24 protein-coding genes are annotated in these 23,095 nt (G+C 73.6%); 16 read left to right on the top strand and 8 right to left on the bottom strand.

Features of this window, described 5'->3' with window-relative positions:
* Window positions 1-194: 194 nt before the first annotated feature.
* The 7 genes from IF00_RS0111235 (at window position 195) to IF00_RS0111205 (ending at window position 8,933) form a co-directional block, all read left to right on the top strand.
* Window positions 195-779 carry a TMEM165/GDT1 family protein gene (locus IF00_RS0111235; RefSeq protein WP_030316969.1) on the top strand — a complete coding sequence of 195 codons (585 nt, stop codon included), beginning with the start codon at window positions 195-197 and terminating at the stop codon, window positions 777-779.
* A 130-nt stretch (window positions 780-909) separates the two neighbouring features.
* Window positions 910-1,527, top strand: a complete 618-nt coding sequence (locus tag IF00_RS0111230; RefSeq protein WP_030316966.1) for a TetR/AcrR family transcriptional regulator — start codon at window positions 910-912, stop codon at window positions 1,525-1,527.
* Complete coding sequence (locus IF00_RS0111225; protein WP_030316964.1) at window positions 1,511-3,166, top strand: acyl-CoA dehydrogenase family protein; 1,656 nt, start codon at window positions 1,511-1,513, stop codon at window positions 3,164-3,166. Before IF00_RS0111230 ends, IF00_RS0111225 begins: the two co-directional genes overlap by 17 nt.
* 258 nt (window positions 3,167-3,424) lie before the next feature.
* Complete coding sequence (locus IF00_RS0111220) at window positions 3,425-4,816, top strand: hypothetical protein (RefSeq protein ID WP_030316962.1); 1,392 nt, start codon at window positions 3,425-3,427, stop codon at window positions 4,814-4,816.
* Window positions 4,817-4,922: 106 nt separating this feature from the next.
* A complete protein-coding gene (locus tag IF00_RS0111215; RefSeq protein WP_030316961.1) occupies window positions 4,923-6,179 on the top strand; it encodes an AAA family ATPase in 1,257 nt (418 codons plus the stop codon).
* A complete protein-coding gene (locus tag IF00_RS0111210; protein WP_078944625.1) occupies window positions 6,176-7,498 on the top strand; it encodes a vWA domain-containing protein in 1,323 nt (440 codons plus the stop codon). Before IF00_RS0111215 ends, IF00_RS0111210 begins: the two co-directional genes overlap by 4 nt.
* Before the next feature lie 94 nt (window positions 7,499-7,592).
* Complete coding sequence (locus tag IF00_RS0111205; protein WP_245234479.1) at window positions 7,593-8,933, top strand: M20 metallopeptidase family protein; 1,341 nt, start codon at window positions 7,593-7,595, stop codon at window positions 8,931-8,933.
* Between the two features lie 10 nt (window positions 8,934-8,943).
* Here the strand turns inward: IF00_RS0111205 and IF00_RS0111200 are convergent, their stop codons facing one another.
* The gene (locus IF00_RS0111200) at window positions 8,944-9,834 is read right to left on the bottom strand and encodes a LysR family transcriptional regulator (protein WP_037637976.1); all 891 of its coding nucleotides are present in this window, start codon (window positions 9,832-9,834) and stop codon (window positions 8,944-8,946) included.
* A 129-nt stretch (window positions 9,835-9,963) separates the two neighbouring features.
* Here IF00_RS0111200 and IF00_RS0111195 point away from each other — a divergent pair, with 129 nt between their 5' ends.
* Together IF00_RS0111195 and IF00_RS0111190 are read left to right on the top strand one after the other, a co-directional pair.
* On the top strand, window positions 9,964-11,238 hold the full coding sequence (locus IF00_RS0111195; protein WP_030316954.1) for an MFS transporter: 1,275 nt from the start codon (window positions 9,964-9,966) through the stop codon (window positions 11,236-11,238).
* Window positions 11,235-11,552, top strand: coding sequence for a cupin domain-containing protein (locus tag IF00_RS0111190; RefSeq protein ID WP_030316952.1), 318 nt, complete (start codon window positions 11,235-11,237; stop codon window positions 11,550-11,552). Before IF00_RS0111195 ends, IF00_RS0111190 begins: the two co-directional genes overlap by 4 nt.
* A 94-nt stretch (window positions 11,553-11,646) precedes the next feature.
* Here IF00_RS0111190 and IF00_RS0111185 read toward each other — a convergent pair whose 3' ends face one another.
* Window positions 11,647-12,165 (bottom strand): tetratricopeptide repeat protein, encoded by a 519-nt coding sequence (locus IF00_RS0111185; protein ID WP_030316950.1) that lies wholly within the window; start codon window positions 12,163-12,165, stop codon window positions 11,647-11,649.
* 169 nt (window positions 12,166-12,334) lie between these two features.
* Between IF00_RS0111185 and IF00_RS0111180 the strand changes: the two genes are divergently transcribed.
* The gene (locus IF00_RS0111180) at window positions 12,335-13,945 is read left to right on the top strand and encodes an extracellular catalytic domain type 2 short-chain-length polyhydroxyalkanoate depolymerase (protein ID WP_030316948.1); all 1,611 of its coding nucleotides are present in this window, start codon (window positions 12,335-12,337) and stop codon (window positions 13,943-13,945) included.
* A gap of 250 nt (window positions 13,946-14,195) precedes the next feature.
* On the opposite strand, the gene IF00_RS0111175 is transcribed toward IF00_RS0111180, so the two are convergent.
* Together IF00_RS0111175 and IF00_RS0111170 are read right to left on the bottom strand one after the other, a co-directional pair.
* Window positions 14,196-15,554 carry a L,D-transpeptidase gene (locus tag IF00_RS0111175; RefSeq protein ID WP_030316946.1) on the bottom strand — a complete coding sequence of 453 codons (1,359 nt, stop codon included), beginning with the start codon at window positions 15,552-15,554 and terminating at the stop codon, window positions 14,196-14,198.
* A gap of 135 nt (window positions 15,555-15,689) precedes the next feature.
* Window positions 15,690-16,175, bottom strand: a complete 486-nt coding sequence (locus tag IF00_RS0111170; protein WP_030316945.1) for an SRPBCC family protein — start codon at window positions 16,173-16,175, stop codon at window positions 15,690-15,692.
* Between the two features lie 147 nt (window positions 16,176-16,322).
* Here IF00_RS0111170 and IF00_RS0111165 point away from each other — a divergent pair, with 147 nt between their 5' ends.
* Together IF00_RS0111165 and IF00_RS0111160 are read left to right on the top strand one after the other, a co-directional pair.
* The gene (locus tag IF00_RS0111165; RefSeq protein WP_030316943.1) at window positions 16,323-16,952 is read left to right on the top strand and encodes a PadR family transcriptional regulator; all 630 of its coding nucleotides are present in this window, start codon (window positions 16,323-16,325) and stop codon (window positions 16,950-16,952) included.
* 126 nt (window positions 16,953-17,078) lie between these two features.
* Complete coding sequence (locus IF00_RS0111160) at window positions 17,079-17,528, top strand: peroxiredoxin (protein WP_030316940.1); 450 nt, start codon at window positions 17,079-17,081, stop codon at window positions 17,526-17,528.
* Window positions 17,529-17,665: 137 nt separating this feature from the next.
* On the opposite strand, the gene IF00_RS0111155 is transcribed toward IF00_RS0111160, so the two are convergent.
* Window positions 17,666-18,073 (bottom strand): SHOCT domain-containing protein, encoded by a 408-nt coding sequence (locus IF00_RS0111155; RefSeq protein WP_078944624.1) that lies wholly within the window; start codon window positions 18,071-18,073, stop codon window positions 17,666-17,668.
* A 2-nt stretch (window positions 18,074-18,075) separates the two neighbouring features.
* Complete coding sequence (locus tag IF00_RS0111150) at window positions 18,076-18,516, bottom strand: DUF6325 family protein (protein WP_051820078.1); 441 nt, start codon at window positions 18,514-18,516, stop codon at window positions 18,076-18,078.
* A 156-nt stretch (window positions 18,517-18,672) separates the two neighbouring features.
* Here IF00_RS0111150 and IF00_RS0111145 point away from each other — a divergent pair, with 156 nt between their 5' ends.
* The 4 genes from IF00_RS0111145 (at window position 18,673) to IF00_RS0111130 (ending at window position 21,795) form a co-directional block, all read left to right on the top strand.
* Window positions 18,673-19,074: an SHOCT domain-containing protein gene (locus IF00_RS0111145; protein WP_030316935.1), complete on the top strand. Its 402-nt coding sequence runs from the start codon at window positions 18,673-18,675 to the stop codon at window positions 19,072-19,074.
* Window positions 19,075-19,109: 35 nt separating this feature from the next.
* Window positions 19,110-20,045 carry a hypothetical protein gene (locus IF00_RS0111140; protein WP_051820076.1) on the top strand — a complete coding sequence of 312 codons (936 nt, stop codon included), beginning with the start codon at window positions 19,110-19,112 and terminating at the stop codon, window positions 20,043-20,045.
* A gap of 48 nt (window positions 20,046-20,093) precedes the next feature.
* A complete protein-coding gene (locus tag IF00_RS0111135; RefSeq protein WP_030316931.1) occupies window positions 20,094-20,537 on the top strand; it encodes an RrF2 family transcriptional regulator in 444 nt (147 codons plus the stop codon).
* A 70-nt stretch (window positions 20,538-20,607) separates the two neighbouring features.
* The gene (locus IF00_RS0111130) at window positions 20,608-21,795 is read left to right on the top strand and encodes a globin domain-containing protein (RefSeq protein ID WP_030316929.1); all 1,188 of its coding nucleotides are present in this window, start codon (window positions 20,608-20,610) and stop codon (window positions 21,793-21,795) included.
* A 90-nt stretch (window positions 21,796-21,885) separates the two neighbouring features.
* Here the strand turns inward: IF00_RS0111130 and IF00_RS0111125 are convergent, their stop codons facing one another.
* Both IF00_RS0111125 and IF00_RS41085 read right to left on the bottom strand, forming a co-directional pair.
* The gene (locus IF00_RS0111125) at window positions 21,886-22,257 is read right to left on the bottom strand and encodes a peptidase inhibitor family I36 protein (RefSeq protein ID WP_030316927.1); all 372 of its coding nucleotides are present in this window, start codon (window positions 22,255-22,257) and stop codon (window positions 21,886-21,888) included.
* Window positions 22,254-22,976 carry a hypothetical protein gene (locus IF00_RS41085; protein ID WP_051820074.1) on the bottom strand — a complete coding sequence of 241 codons (723 nt, stop codon included), beginning with the start codon at window positions 22,974-22,976 and terminating at the stop codon, window positions 22,254-22,256. Before IF00_RS41085 ends, IF00_RS0111125 begins: the two co-directional genes overlap by 4 nt.
* Window positions 22,977-23,095 lie beyond the last annotated feature (119 nt).

Raw genomic sequence — 23,095 nt, 5'->3', positions numbered from 1 at the left:
TCGACATACTGGAACCCCCGGGTTCCCGGTGACCGGGTCCGCGTTCGACGCGGACGGGCGAGACCTTCGGCCAGGCATCAACCGCGTCCGCGCTCCGTGGGCGTGGTCCGTCATGCCGGGCCGAGTGGTCCTCCCGTCGCCCACCGAGGTGCCGTGCCGAGTCCACAGGCCCGGACCGAGCAGAGAGCCCCGGTATGCACCTCGACCCCTTGGCGATCCTCACCGCCTTCGGGCTGATCTTCCTCGCCGAGCTTCCCGACAAGACGATGTTCGCGTCCCTCGCCATGGGCACGCGGATGCGTCCGCTGTACGTATGGATCGGTACCTCGACCGCCTTCCTCGCGCATGTCGCCATCGCGGTCGGCGCCGGCAGCCTGCTCGGGCTGCTCCCGGGCTGGTCGGTGAAGCTCGTCTCCGCCCTGTTGTTCGGTTTCGGAGCCTTCATGCTGCTGCGCGGCGGGGGCGAGGACGACGAGGCCGACGAGGGCGGCAGGACCGTCACCGGCTTCCTGCCCGTCTTCTCGACGGCCTTCATGGCCGTGTTCATCAGCGAGTGGGGCGACCTCACCCAGATCACCACCGCCAACCTGGCCGCCACGAACGGCACCTGGTCGACGGCGATCGGCTCCCTCGCCGCACTGATGAGCGTGTCCGCGCTCGCCCTGGTCGCGGGCCGCTTCATCGCGAAGCGCGTTCCGCTCAAGACCGTGCAGCGCATCGGCGGCATCTGCATGGCGGGCCTCGCGATCTGGTCCCTGACCGAGGTCTTCACCGGCTGAGACCGGTCATGTGATCGCTCGGCGAACGCCCCCACCCCCGCAGGGTGGGGGCGTTCGCCGTTCTCGTGCCCGCGGCCGGCGCGTTCCCGCGGCTCTTGATGAAGCCGTGAATCACTGCTTCACTTCTTCCATGCCCTACCGACGCACCCCCGCCGTCCAGGCCCGACTCGACGCCCAGCGCGCCTCCGTCGTCGACGCGGCCCGGGCACTGCTCTCCGAGCAGGGATACGCGGGATGCACGGTGGCGGCCGTCGCCGCCCGCGCCGGAATCGCCACAGGCAGCGTGTACCGCCATTTCCCCGGCAAGACGGAGCTCTCCGTGGAGCTCTTCCGGACCGTGGTGAGCCGTGAGGTCGCGGCCGTCTCCGAGGCGGCCGGACACCCCGGACACCGTTCGGCCGCCGAGCGGGTGGTCGCCGTCATCGAGACCTTCGCCCTGCGTGCCCTCAAGTCGCCACGCCTCGCGTACGCGCTGCTCGCCGAGCCGGTCGACCCGGCCGTGGACGCCGAACGGCTCGTCTTCCGACGCGCGTTCCGGGACGTGTTCGCCGCGCGCGTCGAGGAGGGCGTGCGCTCGGGCGAACTGCCGCCCCAGGACCCCGTCCTGACGGCCTCGGCACTGGTCGGGGCGGGCGCGGAGGCGCTCGTCGGCCCGCTGGCGGAGGGGTCCGTCGGGCCCGGCACCGTACCCGCACTCGTCACCTTCACCCTGCGAGCACTGGGAGCTCCCGATGCCGACCACGCATGAGGTCACCAACCAGGTACCGCCCCTGACCGGCTACGACGTCTCCGCCGACCCCGCACTCCTGGAGGCGCTACGCCGGGAGGGCGCGGGGTGGGCCGAGGCGGAGGTCCGCGAGCTCGGCGCACGAGCCGGCGGCGCACAGGCCCAGGAGTGGGGCCGCCTCGCCGAGCGCCACTCCCCCGTGCTGCACACCCACGACCGGCACGGCCACCGGATCGACGAGGTCGAGTTCCACCCGCACTGGCACGACCTGATGGACGTGGCCGTCCGGCACGGGCTGCACGGCGCGCCCTGGCGCGACGAGCGGCCGGGCGCGCACGTCGCCCGCGCGGCGAAGGTGTTCGTGTGGGGGCAGGCCGACGCCGGGCACCTGTGCCCGATCTCCATGACGTACGCGGCGGTGCCGGCGCTGCGCACGCAGCCGGAGCTGGCCGAGGTGTACGAGCCGCTGCTGACCTCCTCGTCGTACGACTTCGGCCTCCGGGTACCGACGGAGAAGCGCGGGATCATCGCCGGAATGTCGATGACCGAGAAGCAGGGCGGCTCGGACGTCCGGGCGAACACGACCCGGGCCGTGCCGACGGGTGAGCCCGGCCTGTACGCGCTGACCGGCCACAAGTGGTTCACCTCGGCACCGATGTCCGACGTCTTCCTCACGCTCGCGCAGGCGCCGGGCGGACTCTCCTGCTTCCTGGTACCGCGTGTCCTGCCGGACGGCAGCCGCAACGCGATCCGCCTCCAGCGACTCAAGGACAAACTGGGCAACCGCTCCAACGCCTCCTCCGAGATCGAGTACGAGGATGCCCTCGGCCGGCTCGTCGGCGAGGAGGGGCGAGGGGTGGCCACCATCATCCGGATGGTGAACATGACGCGGCTCGACTGCGCCATCAGCTCGGCGTCCGGGATGCGCCTCGGGCTCGTCCAGGCGGTGCACCACGCCACGCACCGCGAGGCGTTCGGAGCGCGGCTCGTCGACCAGCCGCTGATGCGGAACGTCCTGGCGGACCTCGCGGTGGAGGCCGAGGCGGCCACGCTCGCGGCGCTGCGCCTGGCCGGCGCGGTCGACCGGGCCGCACGCGGCGACGCGGAGGAGGAGCAGCTGCGGCGTCTCGGGCTCGCGGTCACCAAGTACTGGGTGTGCAAGCGGGCCCCCGCCCACGCGGCCGAGGCCCTCGAATGCCTCGGCGGCAACGGCTACGTGGAGGACTCGGGCCTCCCCAGGCTCTACCGGGAGTCGCCGCTGCCGTCGATCTGGGAGGGCTCGGGGAACGTCGCCGCGCTCGACGTGCTGCGGGCGATGGCCCGTCAGCCGCAGGCGGTGGAGGCGTTCTTCGCGGAGGTCGACCTGGGCGCGGGTGCCGACCGGCGCCTGGACGCGGCCGTCGCGGGCCTCCGCAAGGACCTCGCGGGGCTCGTGGACCCGGACGCGGCGGCGTACGGGGCGCGGCGGCTGGTCGAGCGCCTGGCCCTGGTGCTGCAGGGTTCGCTGCTCGTACGGCACGGGAATCCGGCGGTGGCGGACGCGTTCTGCGCGTCGCGGCTGGACGGCGACCGCGGCCTCGCGTTCGGCACGCTGCCCTCGGGGGTGGACACGGCGGCGATCATCGCGCGGAGCGGTCCGGACGCGGTGAGCGCGGCCTAGGGCCTTGTCGTCACCTTCCTGTCGTCGCCCGCGCGGCAGACGGGAAGGTGACGACAGGCCCTGGGGAGCACCGTGCAGGGTTTCGTCGGCCCGGCCTCCCGGGCCGGCCGGCGGAGCCTTCGTGCGGTGGGCGGCTCGGTGCCGGCTCCGTCCGGAGAAAAACCTCTGGTCCCGTCGCGCGCCCCTCGATACGATCATCGTGATGACGACCTACTCTGCTATCAGATCGGGGGTCCCGTCCGCGCAAGGTGAGTGCTGATGCTCACTCATACCGCGAACGGTGATTCCCGCCTCTCCCTCTGGCTGCGCGTGCGTGAGTTCGCCGTGCCGCCCTCCATGATCGAGACCGCCGGACTCCGGCGCACCGCCGGTGACTGGGCGGGGGCCTGTGCCGCCGCGGGCGTCGACGTGGATCTCGACCTCCGGTCCGCCGCCCATGCGTACGGGCGGGAACTCGCCGCCCTGGTCAGGGCGGATCTCCGGCGACTCGCTCCCGACCTGCTGCGCTGGCACATGCCGCGGATCGCTCCCGACGGAGTCCTGCGCCCGGGGCTCACCGTCCCGCTGGCCCGCTACGAGGTCTCCGGGAAGGACGCGGGGGACGACGACGTGGGGGACATCGCCTCCCACTCGGTGTACCTCGTGGTGCGGACCGCGCCCGCGTGGGCGGACGCCGGACAGCGGATGAGCCTCGCACTGTGGGACGGATCCCGTTCCGCGGTCGGTGAGCGCCGCCATCCGCATCCGCGCCCGAGTCAGCGGTACCGACTGGATCTCCACCGGCATCTCTGGGACGCGCGGCGCAGCGACGAGCTGCGGGTCCGTTCCGGGGCGGACGCGGGGCGGACCGCTGATCCGCCCCTGCCGTACGAGGAGGCACCCGGGCGCGCCGTCGACCGCTGGGCGGCGGAGGCCGGGATCCTGCTCCGGGCCGAAGGGCGGGACTCCGGGCACGTCCGTGTCCGACTCGGGGCCCGCCGGCAGGTAGTGCTCGACGTGCGGGCCGGCGCCGTGGCCTGGGCCGCCCCTGGGACGCCTCCCCCGGCGGTGCGGGCGCTGCCCACCCTGCCGGACGCCGCGACCTGGGTGCTGCCCGATCTGGAATTGCTGCGCTCCGGTCTGATCGAGGCCGGGCGGCTGCATCCGCTGGTCGCATCGGCGCTGGTGCCCGACCACCGGCCCGCCGGGCCGGCCCCGGCCGCCGATCCGCCCGGACAGCCACGTCCGGTGGACTGCCGGGGAGTCCGGCACCGGATCGGCCTGTCCGACGGGGTCCTCGCTCCGCTCGACCACTCCCCCGCCGAGATCCTGCGGGAGGAGCTCCTGGTCGCGCTGGGCGGACCTCCCCTCCCCTGCCTCCAGGCCATCGACGACGCCCACCGACGTCCCGACTGCCTCGCCGGTGTCCGCGAACGTCTGGACCACGGCGACACCGCCGGCGCGCTGGCCGTCGTCGAGGGTCTGCTCGGTCCCGGCGCCGCGCTGCGCAACGGCGCGCTGCGGGACGCGCTGGAGTCGGCAGCCCGGCGGCGGATCGCGTACGGGCTCTACCGGGCGGACCTCTACGGCCCGGGACCGGGACGTGTGCTGCCCGGGAAGGACCGCCCTCGGGGCCATCGCGCCCGCCCTCGCCACAGCCACGACCTCTGATCGAAGCGGTACCGGACCGCCCACCGGTCCCACCGGCGCCCTGTCGCCGGTACCGGCGGTCCCACATGTACCGGCCCACCGACGACGAACCCACAGGTGATCACCCATGCCCTTGAACACGCCTTCCGCCGCTCAGCTCGACGTCGCCGACGCACTGCTCGCGCTGCTCCGCGACTCCACGACCGAGCCACGCCCCGACGACCAGCTGGAGGCCCTGACCCTCGCGGTCGCCGCCGACCTGCCCGTACTCCTCTGGGGCGAGCCGGGGATCGGCAAGACGGCCGCGCTGACCCAGCTCGCCGAGTCCCTGGACCTCCCGCTCACGACGGTGATCGCCAGCGTGCACGAGCCGTCCGACTTCTCGGGACTGCCCGTGATCGGGGACGATCCCGCCGAGCAGGGCGTTCCGATGGCCCCGCCGGACTGGGCGGTACGGCTCGTGAAGGCCGGCCGCGGTCTGCTCTTCCTCGACGAACTCTCCACCGCCCCACCGGCAGTGCAGGCGGCGCTGCTCCGGCTCGTCCTGGAGCGGCGGGTCGGCGCCCTGCGGCTTCCGTCCGGGGTACGGATCGTGGCCGCCGCCAACCCGCGGGCCTCGGCCGCCGACGGCTGGGAGCTGAGTCCACCGCTGGCCAACCGTTTCGTGCACCTCCAGTGGACCCACGACCACGACGTCGTCGTCCGGGGACTCGGCGGCACCTGGCCGCGGGCGACTCTGCCCCGGCTCGACCCCGAGCTGCTGCCGCACGCCGTGGACCACGCCCGGCGCGCGGTGTGCGGACTCCTCGCCACCCGCCCCACGCTCGTCCACCGGCTGCCCGGCGGGGAGACCCGGCGGGGTGGCGCCTGGCCTTCGCCCCGCAGCTGGGAGATGAGCCTGCGCCTCATCGCCTTCGCCACCGCCGCCGGGTCCTCCCGCGAGGTGATCTCGCTCCTGGTCAGGGGCACCGTCGGGGACGGTCCGGGACTCGAACTCCTCGCGAGTCTGGACCGGCTGGACCTCCCCGACCCCGAGACACTGCTCGCCGACCCGTCCGGCGCCGAGCTGCCGCAACGGGGGGATCTGCGTCAGGCCGCGCTGGAGGGTGTCGTGGCCGCGGTCGGGGCGCGCCCCGAGAAGGCCCGGTGGGAGGCCGCCTGGGCCCTGCTCGCCAGGGCCGCGGAGACCGGTGCGCCCGATCTCGTCGTCGTCCCGGCGACCACGCTCGCCGCGCTCCGCCGTACGGAGTGGGACGTGCCACCCACCATCGAACGGCTCGCGGGGGCGGTCTCCATGTCCCGGCGTGCGGACGAGGCGGCGACCCTGGTCGCGAGCGGCGCGCGGCGCGTGAGCGGCGCGGCCTCCGCCGCGGGCGCGCGATGAGCACGGCCACGCGCGCGCGTGCGGAGACGGGTACGGACGCGGACCTGGGCACGGGTGCGGACACCGATTCCGGGGTGGACACCGCCGCGGGGAAGGCGCTCGACCTCGACAAGCTCTTCGCCGCCCGGCTGTTCGCCGTCCGGGCCCGGCCCTATCTGGCGACCGCGTTGTTCGCCCTCCACGTCGTCGAGTCACGCCGTGTGCCGACGATGGCGGTCGACCGGCACTGGCGCTGCTACGTCTCGCCGGTCTTCGTGAACCGGACACCGGTCGAGGAACTGGCCGGCGTGTGGGTCCACGAGGTGTCGCATCTCCTGCGCGACCACCACGGGCGCGGTGACCGTGTCGCCCGGGAGCGCGGTCTGACCGGGCCGGGCGCCAGGCTGCTGATGAACATCGCGGCGGACTGCGAGATCAACGACGACGTGTTCGGGGACGGACTGGTCATGCCCGAGGACGCGGTCACTCCGGAGTCCCTCGGGCTCTCCTCCGGCGAGTTGATGGAGGATTACCTGCGCCGCATCGGCCTCGGATCCGGGATGCAGCACCTCGCCTGGCTGGACTGCGGCAGCGGTGCCGACGGGCTGGAACGGGAGTGGGATCTGGGGCCCGACGGCGCGGAAGGCCTCAGCGAGCAGCAGCAGGACGGCGTCCGGTTCCGGGTGGCGCAGGCCGTCAAGGGCCGCCCGGGGAGCGCGCCGAAGGGATGGAAGCGGTGGGCGGAGGAGGTCTTCCACCCGCCGCAGCCGTGGCGGGACCTGTTGGGGGCCGCGGTCCGTTCGGCGGCATCCGCCTCCGGCGCGGGCGAGGACTACTCGTACGGCCGGCCGTCGCGGCGCTCGGCGGGGTTGCCGGGTGCCGTGCTGCCGAGTCTCCGGCGCAGACCGCCCCGGGTCACGGTGATCGTGGACACGTCCGGGTCGGTGAGCGACGCGGAGCTGGGCGGCGCGCTCCTGGAGGTGGCCGCGATCTCCCGGGCCGTGGGCGGGCGTCGCGACCTGGTGACCGTGATGTCGTGCGACGCGGCGGCCCGTACCGTGCATCCGTTGTGCCGTGCCGAGGGCATCCCGTTGGTGGGCGGCGGCGGTACGGATCTCCGTACGGGCTTCTCACGGGCGCTGCGGACGGCAGCCCGGCCCGACGTCGTCGTGGTCCTGACGGACGGCCAGACCCCATGGCCGGCCGAGCGGCCGCCCTGCCGGACGGTGGTGGGGCTGTTCCCCCGCGACGGGTCGCCGGGCGGTTCGTGGATCGAGAACGATCCCGACTACGAGCCGGACACCCCGCCCGACTGGGCGCGCGTGGTGACGATCGGCTAGACGGCCGGTTCGACGGTCGTGAGGGTGCGGCGGATCCGCGCCGGGACGGTGCCGGGTGCCGCCGGGGGTGGCAGCCTGGTGGAGCACGTACCCCATGACCACGGCCGATCGGCATCGGACGAAACGACAGGGAGTCACGTTGGGCGGCGAGGCGATCCACGACGAACTGGACGAGCGGGCGGCCGAGGTGGCGGATCGGGTGGTGGCCTGGCGGCACCGTCTGCACCGGAGTCCGGAGCTGTCCAACCGTGAGGTGAACACGGCCCGCCTGGTGGCGGACCACCTGCGTTCCCTCGGCCTGGACGAGGTCCGTACCGGCATCGCCGGGCACGGGGTCGTGGGTGTGCTGCGCGGCGGGGCCGCGGGCGAGCGGGTGGTGGCGCTGCGGGCGGACATGGACGCGCTGCCGGTCCAGGACCTGTGCGGGGCGGACTTCGCCTCCGATGTGGTCGACGCCGACTATCCGGGCGGCCCGTTCCCCGTCTCGCACGCCTGTGGACACGACTGCCACACGGCGGCGCTGCTCGGCGCGGCGACGGTGCTCGCGGGGGTGCGCGACCGGCTGCCGGGCACCGTGCTCTTCGTCTTCCAGCCCGCAGAGGAGGGCCCGCCGGTGACCGAGGAGGGCGGGGCGCGGGCGATGATCGAGGCGGGCGCGTTCGCCGACCCGGTGCCGACGATGGCGTTCGGGCTCCACGTGACGCCGTACCCGAAGGGGTACGTGGGCTACCGCATCGGCAATCAGTACGGCGCCTCGGCCCTCGTCCGCATCGTCGTCACCGGGAAGCAGACCCACGGCTCCACGCCCTGGGAGGGGATCGATCCGATGCCCGCGGTGGGGGCGGTCCTGACGGGCATCGGCCAGCTGTACCGGCAGGTGTCGGCGTTCGCCCCGGTCACGGTGTCCATCGGCCACGTCGAGGACGTCGGCCGCTTCAACATCGTCGGGCAGACGGTGACGCTGTGGGGCACGGTCCGGTGTGCCGTGGAGTCCGACATGGCACAGGTCGAGCAGCGTCTCACGGTGCTCGCGGAGCATTCGGCGGCGGCGTTCGGGGCGACGGCCACGGTGGAGTACCTGCAGCCCGTGCCCCCCGTGCACAACAGCAGGCCGTGGGTGGAGGCGGGGCTCCCGACCCTCCGCCGTGTGGCGGGCGGGGAACGGGTGCTGGAGACGGGGGCGACACTCGGGTACGACGACGTGTCCGAGTTCGTGAGCCGCTTCGGCGGCCTGTACGTGATGCTCGGCGTCCAGGACGCCACCCTGGACGAGTCCGGGCGACCGGTGCCCATGCCCGGTGGACGCGGTCTGGTGACCAATCACAACCCGCACTTCTACGCGGACGACGGCACCCTCGTCACCGGCGTCCGGCTGCACGCGCACGTGGCGTACGACCATCTCACGGGTGCCCTCGTTCCCCGCGAGGGAGACTGAACGGGCGGGGTCAGGCCTCTCGTACGGCCCCGACCGCCGCCACGAACGCCCTGATCAGGGCGGAGTCGGCGGCGGTGGGCCAGACGAGGCCGTACTCCAGGGGCGGGGCGTCCCGCAGGGCGACGTAGGCGATGCCGGGCCGGGGATGGTAACGAGCGCCCAGGGCCGCGCCCGGGGTGACGCCCCGGCCCGCCGTCACATGGGAGAGGACCTCCTGCCAGGTGGCCGCGACCGGGCCCCGCGGGATGGCGGCCCCGGACGGGGTCCGCCGGGGGTAGTGGTGGTCGAGCCAATGGCGCGGGTGGGCGCCCGCGGTGGTGATCAGGGGCAGCTCGGCGAGGTCCTCCAGGCCGAGGGAGGGTCGTCCGGCCAGCGGGTGGGCGGCGGGCAGCAGCAGCACCCGGTCGTCGCGGACGACGACGGGGCCGGTGGTCAGCTCCGGCTCGCGCACGGGGAAGGCGGCGAGCAGGATGTCGAGCTCGCCGTCCTGGAGGGGCCGGACTCCGCCGTCGAGGGGGACCTCGCGGACGGTGATCTCGCAGCCGGGATGGCGGTCGACGAGGGCGTCGGCGGCGGCCGTGAGCAGTTCGGCGTCCCAGGGGGTGCCGAAGCCGGCCCGCAGTCGCCCATGGACGCCGCGTCCGGCCCCGGTGGCCCGCTCCAGGGCCGTACGGATCTGCTCGTAGGCGGGAAGGAGGTCCTCGTACAGGCGCAGACCGACCGGGGTGAGGACGACGCTGCGGCTGGTGCGGGCGAAGAGCGGGATGCCCACGCGGCGCTCCAGCTTCTTCACCGTCTGGCTGACGCGGCCGGTGGAGACGCCGAGACGCTCGCCGGTGCGTCCGAAGTGGAGCTCCTCGGCGAGCGTGAGGAACGTTTCCATCTCGTACCGTTCGAGCACCGGACCTCCTGCACGACCCCTGTGATCGTTGAGTGTGACTCAACGCCGGTTTCATGATGACAGCTTGTTCCGCACGGCCGGGCGCCGGGAGCCTGGAGGTGTTCCCCTCCCCCGTACGGAAGAGACTTCGTGGACCCTCGCACCACCGCCCCGACCCCCGCCACCGCGTCCGAGCGGCCCCTGCGGGTGAACGTCCCGCTCTTCGCGGTCGCCGGCGCCGTCACCGTCGCCAACATCTACTTCCCGCAGCCGCTCCTCGCCGCTGTCGCCCGGGGCCTCGACGTGTCGGAGCGGACGGCGGGACTCGTCGCCTCGGCCGCGCAGATCGGGTACGCGCTCGGCATCCTGCTGCTCGTACCGCTGGCCGACACGGCGCGGCTCCGACGCCTGACCTCGGTGCTACTCGCCCTCACCACCACCGCTCTGCTCGTCGCGGCGGCGGCACCCGGTGTGGTCACGCTGACGCTGGCGACGCTCGCGCTGTCCACCACGACGGTGCTTCCGCAGATCCTCACCCCGGTGGCGGCCGTGCTCGCGGGCCCCGGGCGGCAGGCCCGGGCCGTGGGGCTCGTGGGCCTCGGGCTCACACTGGGCTCGACCCTCTCGCGTACGGTCTCGGGTGCCGTCACGGACGCCGGCGGCAGCTGGCGGGCGGCCTACGTCGTGGCCGCCGTGGCGACGGCGGCCCTGCTGTGCGTCCTGCCCCGCCGACTGCCCGAGCGGCTGGGGGCGCGCGGTCGCACCTCGTACGCCAGGCTGCTCGCCGGGCTGCCCAAGCTCCTGGCGGCCCATCGCGCGCTGCGGGTCTCGGCGCTGCTCGGGGCCTGTGTCTTCGCCGCGTTCAGTGTCTTCTGGGCGGTACTCGCCTTCCACCTGGCGGCGCCGCCGCTGGGGTACGGGCCGGGGATGGCCGGGCTCTTCGGGGTTCTGACCCTGCCCGCCGCGCTGCTCTCGGCGACGGCGGGACCGCTCACCGACCGGTACGGGGCACCTCGGGTGAGCGCCGGAGGCCTGGGGCTCGCGGGGCTCGGGCTCGGTGTCGCCGGCCTGGTCCCGCACTCCGCCGTGGGCCTGGTCGCGGCGGCGAATCTGCTGGTGGCCGGGGTCAGCTCCTGCCAGGTGGCCAACCAGGCGAGGATCTTCGGGATCGGCCGGGAGGTGGCCGCGCGGGTCAACACCGTCTTCATGCTGGCCACCTTCTGCGGCGGGGCGCTCGGCTCCCTCGCCGGGTCCTGGCTGTACGCGGAGCACGGCTGGTCCGCGGCGCTGCTCGCCGCCGGGGTGTTCGTCGCCGCGGGCGCGATCGTGGTGGTGCGTTCCGGACAGGCGGCCCCGAGTTGCGTCCCGGACGTCACACGGGAGGCTGGGGGTATCCGCCCGCGCATCCCGCAGGGAGAGTCATGAAGCTGGACCTCACCGCCCTCGCCGACGAGCACATGGCCGCGGCCCGCACCGCACCGCACGGGCGCAGCGCCCATCTGATCATGCACGACGGGGTGCTCCGGCAGTCCGTCATCGCCCTGACGGCGGGCACGTCCCTCGACGAGCACAACGCGCCGCCGGCGGCGAGCCTCCAGGTGCTGCGGGGCCGGGTGAACCTGACGATGGCGGGCCGGGCGGAGGAGCTGTCGACGGGCACGCTGCGGGTGCTCAGGGAACGGCACGGGATCACCGCCCTGGACGACGCGGTGGTGCTCCTGACGGCGGTGAACGACTGACGGCCGCCTCGGACCGGACCGCGGCGGTGGACCGACGACGCGGGTGACCCGGCGCCGTCGGTGAACGGGCGACGGTAAGCGGCCCGTCCACGGCTCACTCGATCGCGTCGAGGTCCTCGGCGTAGTGCTCGATGGCCCGGCGGTACTGCCGTACGGACGGGTCCTCGCTGGTGGCGGCGAGCAGGCGGAGCAGCAGCCGGGTCGACTCGTGGTGCCGCCCGGTGTTGTAGAGGGCCATCGCGAGGAAGGTCCGCAGGGACCCGTCCTCCGGGAACTCCTCGACGGCGCCCGTCAGGAGGGCGACGGAATCGTCGTGGCGGCCGAGGACGCGATAGGTGCTGCCGAGGCCGAGGAGCGCGCCGCGCCGGTCCTCGGGGGTGAGCCCGGTGCCCGTGGCCCCGCCGCCCGCGAGGGCGCGCTCGTAGTACGGCACGGCCTCCTTCTCCAGCCCGAGGACGTCGTGCGCCCAGGCCGTCTGGTACGCGATCTCCGCGTCCTCCGGGTGCCGGGCGGCGAGGGCGACGAGCCGCTCGCGGGCCTCTTCCCGGTGGCCCTCTCCCCGCAGCGTGACCGCCTCGGCCAGCAGCCCGTCCCTGTCCTCGTGGTGTTCCATGACCGCATCCTCGCAGCTCGCGTCGGGCGGGCCCACGGCGGCTGCCAGGTGACGGGCCGCCATACCGGAGTGGCCGGATTGTGGCGTCCTCGCCCATGGAGGAGGGCTCCGGACCGGCCATAACCTCCCGGCCGACCCTCCGTCAGGAACGAGCCGCCCGGGAGATCCCATGCGTTCACCCCGTCCCCTCCGTCGCCGCGGGCCACGCCGCTTCGCGGCGCTGCTGCTGTGCGTCGCCGCGACCCTGTGTCCCACCGCGTCCCCCGCCGGGGCCGCCGCTCCCCCGCCCGTGCCCGGCACGCTCCAGGGCTACGACATCGGCTCCGTGTTCAGTGCCGGGGTGTCGTCCGGCGGGTACATGGCCACCCAGCTGCACGTCGCGTACTCGGGTACGTTCCAGGGCTCGGCTGCGTTCGCGTCGGGGCCGTACGACTGCGCGCGCGGCCAGCTCGCCACGGCGCTCAACGCCTGTATGGACACCACGCAGAACCTTCAGCTCGCCGCCCTCGAACAGGCCACGCGCGACCGGTCCGCGCAGGGCCAGGTCGATCCGGTGGCGAATCTGGCCGGTGACCCGGTGTACGTGTTCAGCGGCTCGGGCGACACCACGGTGAAGCGGCCGGTGGCGGACGCGCTCGCCGACTACTACGGCCGCTTCGGCGCGCGGGTCCAGTACAACCGGTCGACGGCGGCGGGACACGCCTGGATCACTCCGCTCGGCCCCAACTCCTGCACGGTGACGCAGACTCCGTTCCTCAACAACTGCGGGATCGACGCGGAGGGGGCGCTGCTCGGGCATCTCTTCGGCGCGGTCACGGCGCCCGGGTCCGGAACCGGCGGCTCCCTGATCCGCTTCGACCAGAACGCGTACGCGCCGGGCGGCTCGGCGGCCGCCCTGTCGATGGGCGCGGAGGGCTTCGCGTACGTCCCGGCCTCGTGCGCGCAGGGAGCGCGCTGCAAGCTGCTCGTGGCCCTGCACGGCTGCAAGCAGGGATACGCGTACCAGGGCTTCGGGACCCGGTTCGTCGAGAACGCGTACCTGAACGAGTACGCGGACACCAACGACATGATCGTGCTGTATCCGCAGGCGGCACCGACCACGACCCTGGAGAACCCGAACGGCTGCTGGAACTGGTGGGGCTACCTCGGTGACACGGCCTACGCCCGGCACGGCGGGAAGCAGATCGAGGCGGTCATGGGCATGGTGCGGGCGCTGCGCGGCACCGGCACGCCCCCGCCCGCGGGCGACCGGACGATCCTGTCGAGCACGGACGCCGAGGACGGGTACGTGAAGGCGGCGGCGGACGGTTCGGGCGCGGCGGTCGGCACCCTGGAGGACGCGTACGGGCTCGCGCTGGGGCGGGGGACGGACGGCAAGGTGAACCGGTCGGTGGTCTCCTTCGACACCTCCCGGATCCCGGCCGGCAAGGAGGTCACCCGGGCCTGGCTGACCGTCACCAGGTCGAGCGGCTCGGGCGATCCGTGGGCGTCGCCCTCGGGCAACCGGCTGCAGGTGGACCTGCGCACGGGTTGCTTCGGCGGCTGCGCGGTCGAGCCGGCGGACTGGTCGGCGGCGGCGACGGTGGCGGGCGCGGCGCGCGTCGACGCGTTCACGTCGGGGAGCGCGGTGTCGACGGACCTGTCGGCGGAAGCGCTCGCGGCGCTGAACCGGAGCGGGGTCACGCAGTTCCGGCTCGGGTTCTCGTCGGCGCCGACCGGGACCGCGTACCTCTTCGTGAACCAGGCGACGCCGGTGACACTGACGGTCGAGTACCGGTAGGACACGCCCTCGGCCGCAGGGCGACCGCCCCGCGGCCACGGCGGCGTGGTCGGACGCCGAGCCGGACTTCGCCCGGGTCACCGTGGCCGCGATCGCCCCCGGGCGTCCTGGTCGGCGCGGAGTCGCGGCGGCACCCGAGGCGGAGCATCGGTGCGCCCTCTCCGGCGGGGGTTCCCACGGCACCGGAGATGCCGACCGAGGCGGACGGCCCGACACCGGAGCGCTGAACCGATGCCGGACCCCCGAGCGGTCACAGTGCCGGGCGGAGGGCGGCCGCGGCGCTTCCGGAGCGGGGCGCCGCGGCGCCCGGGGCGAAGGCGCTGCCCCGGCGCCACTCGGGCCAGCTGAGGTTCCAGTCGCCGAAGCCGTTGTCGAAGGGGGTCATGAGTGCGCCGTACCCGTTGACCACGCGGACGAGATCGCCCTCGCGCACGGTGGAGAACAGCCAGGCGGCGTCCTCCGTGCTCATGCCGATGCAACCGTGGCTGACGTTCTCGCTGCCCTGTGCGTCGAGCGACCAGGGGGCGGCGTGCAGGTACTCACCGCTCCAGGTCACCCGGGTGGCCCAGCGGACCTTCAGATCGAAGTAGTCGCCGCTGCCGCGGGCGATGCCGATGGAGTCGCCGCGCATCCGGACGAGCGGCTCCTTGCCGAGGACGACCTTGGTGCCGCCCCGGGTGCGGTAGCCGGCCTTGCCGGTGGTGACCGGGAAGGTGCGGAGCGGTTCGCCGTCCCGGAACACGGTCGTCCTGAGGGCGGCGACGTCCGTGACCGCTTCGAGCCGGACCCCGGTGGTGAAGGTGACGGGCCGTGAGCGGCCGCCGTACAGACCGCCGATGACCATGGCCCCGTCGAGGCCGCTGCGCACCCGGACCGTGGTGCGGGCGGGCCAGTACGCGCGGGGCCGGTAGTGGAGGGTGTCGGAGTCGACCCAGTACCAGGCCCCCTCGACATGGGGCTCGGTCCGTACGAGGAGGGCGCGTTCGACGACTCGCCGGGCCTCGGGTTCGTCCGCCGGTACGGGGTGGCTGAGTTCGGCGGTGACCGGCTGGCCCACGCCGTACGTGCCGCCGTCGCCGGGTCCGAAGGTGACCGTGAACCGTTCCCCGGCGGGAGCCGCCACCGTACGGAAGTCCAGACGGGCGAGGTGGCGGTCCGGGCCCCGGGCGCCGGCCCGCTCGACGACGAGGCGGGCCGCGTACCGGGCGCCCGCGGGGAGCGGCGCGACGCTGGTCCATCGGGTGCCGTCGACGCTCGGCGTCCCTGCGACGCGGCGGCCGCGCTGATCGGTGACGGTGACGTCGGCGAGGACCCCGGGGGTGCGCAGCGCGAGTTCCACAGGCCCGGAGACCCGGCCCGCGAGGGTGAACGCCTTCCCCGTCAGAACGGGCCCGCCGCGGAGCGCGACGGTGCGGCGGGGCGCGGAGCAGAGAACGCCTCCGGTGGAGCAGCCGTCCACCCTGACGAGGGCGGCGGGTTCCGGGACCGCGAAGGAACGCGGCTCGGGATCGGCGGGCGACTGGGCCGCCGTACTGACGAGAACGGCTCCGACGGCCAGGGAGAGCGCTCCCCACCCCCGTACGTGTCTGCGTGACGACGGGTCCGACACACCCTCCCCTTTCCGACGACGACCAGGGCGTCGGCGGGCGATGCCGACCACAGCATCAAATCCGATGAAAGGAGAAACGGATGATCAAGGGACCGGGCGTGGCGGCCGAGTGGCGGCCGAGACGACTCGAATGGGTCAGCGGGGCGGCTCGGGGAGCTCCTCGCCGGTCTCCAGAAGGGACTTGAGGCTGGAGATCAGCGCGGGCCAGCCCTCGCCGATCATCCCCTTCATCAGGCCGTCGGGGTCCAGGTCGCCGTGGGTGACCGTGAGCTTGACCGTGTCGCCCGAGGGCTCGATCCGGAAGGTCACCTTGGACCGGGGTTCCCGGGCGAGCCGTTCGTACACGTCCTGGCCGAGCCGTACGGCCTCCGCCCAGGCCGGCGTGAAGGTGTGCCAGGTGTACGAGAGGAGGCGGCCCGGCTCGGCCTCCAGGACGACCTGCTCGGGGTCGGCGGTCCGGCGTCCGGTCTCGTCCCAGACCATGGGGGCTCCGGGGGTCCACTCGCTCTCGAAGGCCACACCCCAGTACCGCCGCGTGAACGCCGGGTCCGTGAGCGCCGTCCAGAGCTCGTCGGGGGTGGTCCGGATATAGGTGGTATAGACAAACGTGTGGCTGTCCATCGCGCTGCCCCTCGGATCTGCCGTCCCCTCCCTCCAGCCTAGGCAGGCGCCGGACGGACGTGCCAGCGTAGGACCCCCGTCCGGCCTGGGGATCGCCGGTTGAATAGGTGCGGAGGAAACTATTCAACGTGCTGCTAGCGTGTCGGGATGTCCCTCAAGCACGCCGTCCTCGCAGCTCTCCTGGAGGGCGAGGCATCCGGATACGACCTTGCGAAGATCTTCGACGTGTCCGTCGCCAACTTCTGGGCCGCCACCCCGCAACAGCTCTACCGCGAGCTGGACAAGCTCGCCGAGGCCGGTCTGATCACGGCACGTGTGGTGGAGCAGGAACGGCGCCCCAACAAGCGGATGTTCAGCCTCACCGAGCCGGGGATGCGGGATCTGGCCGCCTACACGGCCACACCGCCGCGCCCCAGCGCCGTACGCGACGAACTGCTGGTGCAGGTCCAGGCCTGCGACGGGGGCGACACGGCGGCCGTCCGGGGGTTCGTGGCGCAGCGGATGGAGACGTCGCGGGCCAAGCTGGCCCGCTACGACCGGCTGCGGGAGTGGATGCTCGCCGGACGGGACGAGGAGACGTACCTCGACGAGGCGGAGCGGGTCGGCCCGTACCTGACGCTGATGCGCGGCCGGTTCTTCGAGGAGGAGAACCTGCGCTGGGGCGAGCGCGCCCTCACCGTGCTCGACCGGCGCACCGCGGCCCGGAGCGGGGCGGCGACGGCGACAGTGCCGACAGGGACGGCGGCGACGGGGACGGCGGCGGCGCACCAGGCCTGACCGGACTCGACAGGGCGTGACCCGGCGCCCGACAGGGTGACGGCGGGTCCTACCGTGCGGTAACGTCACCGGCCGGCCACCGGAGGCGCCGGTGGCGGAGCACGTACGGATCGGGGACGGGCCTCTATGAACGTCGGTGACCTCGTCGAGGACTTCAGCCTTCCGGACGAGACGGGGGCCGCACGTTCCCTGAGCGGCCTGCTGGCCGAAGGGCCGGTCGTCCTCTTCTTCTACCCGGCGGCCCTCACCCCCGGCTGCACCGCCGAGGCCTGCCACTTCCGGGACCTCGCGGCCGAGTTCCGCGCCGTCGGTGCCCTGCCCGTCGGCATCAGCACGGATCCGGTGGAGCGGCAGCAGGAGTTCGCCGAGCGGCACTCCCTCGGCTATCCCCTGCTGTCGGACCCGGACGGTGCCGTGCGCGACCGGTTCGGCGTGAAGCGCGGGTTCTCGCTCGCGCCGACGAAGCGGGTGACGTTCGTGATCGGCCAGGACCGTCGGGTGCGGGAGGTCGTCCGCAGCGAGCTGCGCATGAGCGCCCACGCCGACCGCGCGCTCGCGGCCCTGCGCGGCGCCTGAACGGGCGGCGCCCGGAGCACGGAGTCTGCAGCGCGGCGAGTGAGGCACGGCGACCCACGGGGCCGTGCCTGGCGGGGCCGTGCCTGGCGGGGCGATGACTGGCGGACGCTCCTCTGCGCGCCGGCGCGCCGAGTTCCTCAGACGCCGAGGAGTGTGGCCTTGGCAGCCGTGAACTCCTCCGGGGTGAGCAGCCCTTGCTGGGCGAGTTCGCCGAGCCGGACAAGCTGATCGGTCACCGAGGACGCTCCGCCGGATGCCGGCGCGACGGGGGCCGGCGCGACGGGGGCCGGCGCGACGGGGGCCGGCGCGACCGGGACGCGTGCGGCGGCCTGTGGCGCGCTCGGTGCCGGCGGAGCGGCGGCCGTGGACGGCTGCTGGGCCTGGAGATCGGCGATGGCCTCCTCCTGGTCCTGTTCGCGGCGAGCGGCCCGGGCGGAGCTCCGGCCGGCCGCGTAGGCCACGCCCCCGACGAGCGCGCCGCGGAGGAGCGGAGCTCCGGCGGGCCGGATGACGGGGCGTCCGAGCGGACGGCGTCGCAGAAACATCGTCAGCTCCTTCCGGTCATGGCGGCGGCCGTGGCCTCGCGCTGGGCTTCCTGCGCCTGCCGGACGTACTCGGGCGGCACCCGCACGTTCCCCGCGATACGGCCACCGGCCTCGCGGACCACGTCGGCCGCGCGGGCGGCCCAGACGTGTTCGACCAGCAGCATCAGGGCGCACGAGCCGGGTTCGAGTGTCTCGGCCGCCTCCTCGGCGTCCTCGGGGCCGAGCAGGTTCACCTCGGGGCCGATCTCGGCGGTGGCCTCGTCGTACTCCTCGTACTCGACGAGTTCGGAGGTGGAGACTTCCCCGCCGACCGACTTGACCACGACGAGCGAGTCGATGAGCCGCACCTGGCCCGCTCTGCGCAGGTCCGCCAGGGCCGTCACCGCCGCCACCTTCAGCCGCTCTCCGGGGAAGGCGAGCACGACACATTCCACCGGCCCCATGGCACTCCGTTCCTCGTGCGGTACGCGGCCTCCATCCGACCACGGCGGCCGGCGGCCCGCACGTGGAGTGGCCACGACATGCGGAGGCGGCCCGGCTGGGTGAAACTCGCTGCATGCCCGGCCTCCCCGGCCGGTGCGGGAACGGAGTGCGCCGGAATGGACGACTACCCTCTCCTCAACCTCTTCTGGACCATGCTGTGGTTCTTCCTCTGGATCATGTGGCTGTTCCTGCTCTTCAAGGTGATCGGCGACATCTTCAGGGACCACTCTCTGAACGGCTGGGCCAAGGCGGGCTGGCTGATCTTCTGCATCGTGCTCCCGTACCTCGGCGTGCTGATCTACGTCATCGCCCGGGGCAAGGGCATGGGCGAGCGTGACGTCAAGCGGGCCAAGGAGAGCGAGGCCGCGTTCCAGGACTACATCCGCAAGACCGCCGGCCCCCAGGAGGGCGGTGGCGGCGGTGCCGCCCACGAGCTGGCGCGGCTCGCGGAGCTGAAGGACAAGGGCGCGATCACCCCGGAGGAGTTCGAGAAGGCGAAGGCCAAGGTCCTGGCCTGAGCCCCAGGAGCGCACAGAGGAAGGCGCACCCGGACGTGCGGAAGAGGACGCGGGCGGCACCGGCCGCCGGGCTCGCCGGATCCCTGCTCAAGGAGATCCTGGCGGAGCCCGGCAGGCTCCCGGAGTCGCTCGCGTCCTTCTCTCTGCGCCATCTGGGACCGGGGGTCGGTCCGCGCGTCGCCCGACTCCGTGAAGCCCATCCGGAGGCCGACGCGGCCGCGCTGCGGGCCCTGGTCGTGTCGCGTGGACGACGGGCGGTGACGGCGGAGGGCGCGTTCGTCGGCGGCCCCTTCCTGCTGCTGATCCCCGTGGCCTTCTGCGGAGCGCTCCTCACGCAGGTGCGCACGGTGCTCGAGATCGCCGCCGTCGACGGGCGGGACACCACGGACCCCCAGCGCGGTGCCGAACTGCTCGTCCTGCAAGGGGTGTACGAGGACACCGATACCGCCAGGACCGCGCTCGACCGGACCGCCACGCGGCCAGGAGGCGACGGCGACCGGGGGCGCGTGGCGGGGTTCCGGGACCTGATCATCCGGATGGCGAAGCTCCTCGGCCTCGTCACGCCGGACGACGGATCCGGACGATGGGTCCGCGTCGGCAGGTGGGCGCTCCTCGGCGCCGTGTTCCTGGTCGGCCTGGTGGCGCCCCTGGTCTGGCTCCCGTACATGGCCCACGGCTACTACCGGGGCACCACGAACATGACCGATCGTGCCACCGTCTTCTACGCCGGCTCCCCGGACCCGCGCTCCCGGCGGAGCCGGCAGCTCGACCCCGTCATGGCTCGTGCGGGGCTGAAGGCCTTCGGTTCCGTTCTGCTGCCGACGGTCGCCCTGTTCCTGGTGATCGTCACGGACATCCGCATCGCGGACGGGCGGTGGCCGGTCGTGGGGATCGTCCTCACCACCAGTTGCCTGGCCTCGGGCGGCTGGTGGGTGTGGCTGCACCACCGGCAACGTTCCTCCCGCGCATAGCGGGACCCTTAATACGTATGCCGGATACCGCTTTGATACGGTCACGGCGTGAGGCTGACGAAGTTCACCGACCTGGCACTCCGCGCCGTGATGCGCCTGGCGGTCACCGCACCGGAGGAATCCGTCACCACCCGCGAGGTGGCGGACTCGATGGACGTGCCCTACGCCCACATGGCGAAGGTGGTCACCCGGCTCCAGCACCTGGGCGTGGTCGAGGCGCGGCGCGGCCGTGGCGGCGGTCTGGCCCTCACGGAACGGGGTCGCCGCTCCTCGGTGGGCTGGCTGGCCCGCACCCTGGAGGGCGAGGAGGAGGTCGTCGCCTGCGAAGGCGACCCGCCGTGCCCCCTGCGGACCGCCTGCCGACTGCGGGGGGCGCTGCGCGAGGCGCAGGAGGCGTTCTACCGCGCACTCGACCCGCTGACCGTGGCGGAGCTGGTCGAATCCCCGACCGGCCCCCTGCTGCTCTCCCTCACCCCGCGACCCACCCTCTGAGCCGTACGCGCCCGACGGCGCGCGGGCACGCTTTTAAATACGCAGATCATCTACCAGATTGAGAGTTGCCATGCTGTCCGAGCAGGCCGTCCCCGTCGTCCGCGCCACCCTGCCCGCCGTCGGAGGCGCGCTCGACAGGATCACCGAGCGGTTCTACGGGCGCCTCTTCGCCGCCCACCCCGAGCTCCTGCGCGACCTGTTCAACCGGGGCAACCAGGCGAGCGGCGAGCAGCGGCAGGCACTCGCCGGCTCCATAGCGGCCTTCGCCGTCGCCCTCGTCGAGCGGCCGGACGAGCGTCCCGACGTGATGCTGTCGCGGATTGCCCACAAGCACGCCTCGCTCGGCGTCACCTCCGCGCAGTACAAGACGGTGCACGAGCACCTCTTCGCCGCCATCGTCGAGGTCCTCGGCGACGCGGTCACGCCCGAGGTCGCACGGGCCTGGGACGAGGTGTACTGGCTGATGGCCAACGCCTTGATCGCGGTCGAGACTCGGCTCTACCAGCAGACCGGGGTCGCCGAGGGCCAGGTCTGGCGGACGATGGAGATCGCCGAGCGGCGGGAGGAGACGCCCGACACCGTCTCCTTCGTCCTGCGGCACACCGACGGGACGCCCACGGCAGCGTTCCGGCCGGGCCAGTACGTGAGCGTCCAGGTCACCCTGCCCGACGGTGCCCGGCAGATCCGCCAGTACAGCCTGTCCGCCGCGCCCGGTCACCCGCAGTGGCGGATCACCGTCAAGCGGGTCGCCGGCGACCCGGCCGGTGAGGTCTCGTCCTGGTTGCACGACCACGCGCGCGCGGGCGACACGGTGGAGGTCTCCGCCCCGTTCGGCGACCTCGTCCTGCCCGAGGGCGAGAGCCCGCTGCTGCTCGCCTCCGCGGGGATCGGCAGCACCCCGATGCTGGCCATGCTCGACCACCTGGCGGCCACGGGTTCGACCCGGCCGGTCGTCGTCGTCCACGCCGACCGCACGCCCGCGTCCCACGCCCACGCCGCCGAACTGCGGCGGCTCGTGGACGCGCTGCCGCACGGAACGCTGCACCTCTGGTACGAGGAGCCGCGCGACTCCGGCGCCCTGACGGGCCGCGCCGACGTCACGACCCTCGACCTGCCGGCCGACGTCACGGCGTACCTCTGCGGGCCGCTGCCCTTCCTTCGCGCGGTCCGCGGCGACCTCGTCGGCCGGGGTGTCGCGGCGGCCGACATCCACTACGAGGTCTTCGGACCCGACCTGTGGCTGGGCGACGAGAGCTGACGGACCACCCCGTGCCCCTCCCGCCCGGTCGACGGCGGGAAAGGGGCACGGGCGGCCGTGCCACGACGCGGGGAGGGCACGTGGACCGGGTCAGCAGCCCATCGACCAGATGTGGGAGTCACCCCGGTCGTTGGCCGCGCCGTTGTAGCCGACCTCCTGGCCCGGGGCGAGACAGATGGTCATGCCGCCGCCCTGCCAGGCGCTCTCGTAGACCTTGACGTGGTCCTTGATGCCGGGTCCGGAGATGCCGTGGTTGGCCCAGGAGGAGTCGGTGTCGGAGATCCAGCTCTCCCACCAGCCGTCGTCCCCGCTCCAGTTGGCGCGCTGGCCACCGAAGTCGGAGTCCTGCCAGACGCAGAACTCACCGCTGGGGCATTCGGCCGCGCCGGCGGAGGTCGCGAGGGCGAGACCGGCGGTGGCGGCGAACAGGGCCGCGGCGGTGGTGACGAGAAGTCGCTTCACGAGAGGGTGGTGCCTTTCTGCGGGTGGGTGGGCGCGGGCAGTTCGACTGCCTGCCGCAGCGCGCGGTCGCGCAGCTGCCGGTATGTGGTGAGCTCGTCCCGGCGCAGCGCGCGCACGGTGGCCAGCTCGGCGGCCTCCAGCCGCTCGCGGACCTCGTCGAGTCCGCTCTCGCGGGAGCAGCGGGTGGCGACGGCCGGATCGGGACGGTCGGGGCGGGGGCTGTCCGGAGGTGTCACGCAGCGGGTCCACCGGGCGAGTGCCGCTCGGTGAGCGGGGTCGGCGCGCATCCGGGCCTGGGCCTCGGCGCGGAGGTTGTCGACGACGACCTGCGCCCGGAACCAGCGTCGCTGGTCGCCGTAGAGCCGCTGCCGGGCACCGGCGACGCAGCCGTCCTCGTGGGCCGTGACGGTGGCGCCCGTGGCGAGGGTGACGGAGAGCTCTCGGGGACCGGCGCCGAACAGCGCCGCCCGGAGCTTCCGCTCCTCGTCCGGGGCGCGGGGCCTGGACGTCAGCGAGAGCCCCCGGCCGCTCAGGCAGTCCACGACGAGTCGATGCTCGGCGGCCTTGAGGAGCGCGTCCTGGGCCGCCTTGCCGGAGGGAACGCCGGGGGCCGCGGGGGCGTCGGGCCCGACCGCGGTGCAGCCGGACAGCAGGAGCGCGGCGGCCGCGGTCACGAGCGCACGGCGGGTGCGACGGGTGCGCGAGGTGGTGCGGAACATGAGGTCCCCCTTCGATCGTCCCTGGTCGGAGCGGCCGGCGAGTGATCGACTCGACGCTCGGGATGATCACTGCCCGAGGTCGGAGGCACCATGCCAGGGCTCACTCGAACGGGTCGAAC

Origin of the sequence: Streptomyces flavochromogenes (assembly GCF_000717595.1) — a bacterium.
Classification (GTDB): Bacteria; Actinomycetota; Actinomycetes; order Streptomycetales; family Streptomycetaceae; genus Streptomyces; species Streptomyces flavochromogenes.
The sequence above is the reverse complement of the archived record's forward strand: the minus strand, read 5'-3'. Positions and strand labels throughout refer to the sequence as shown.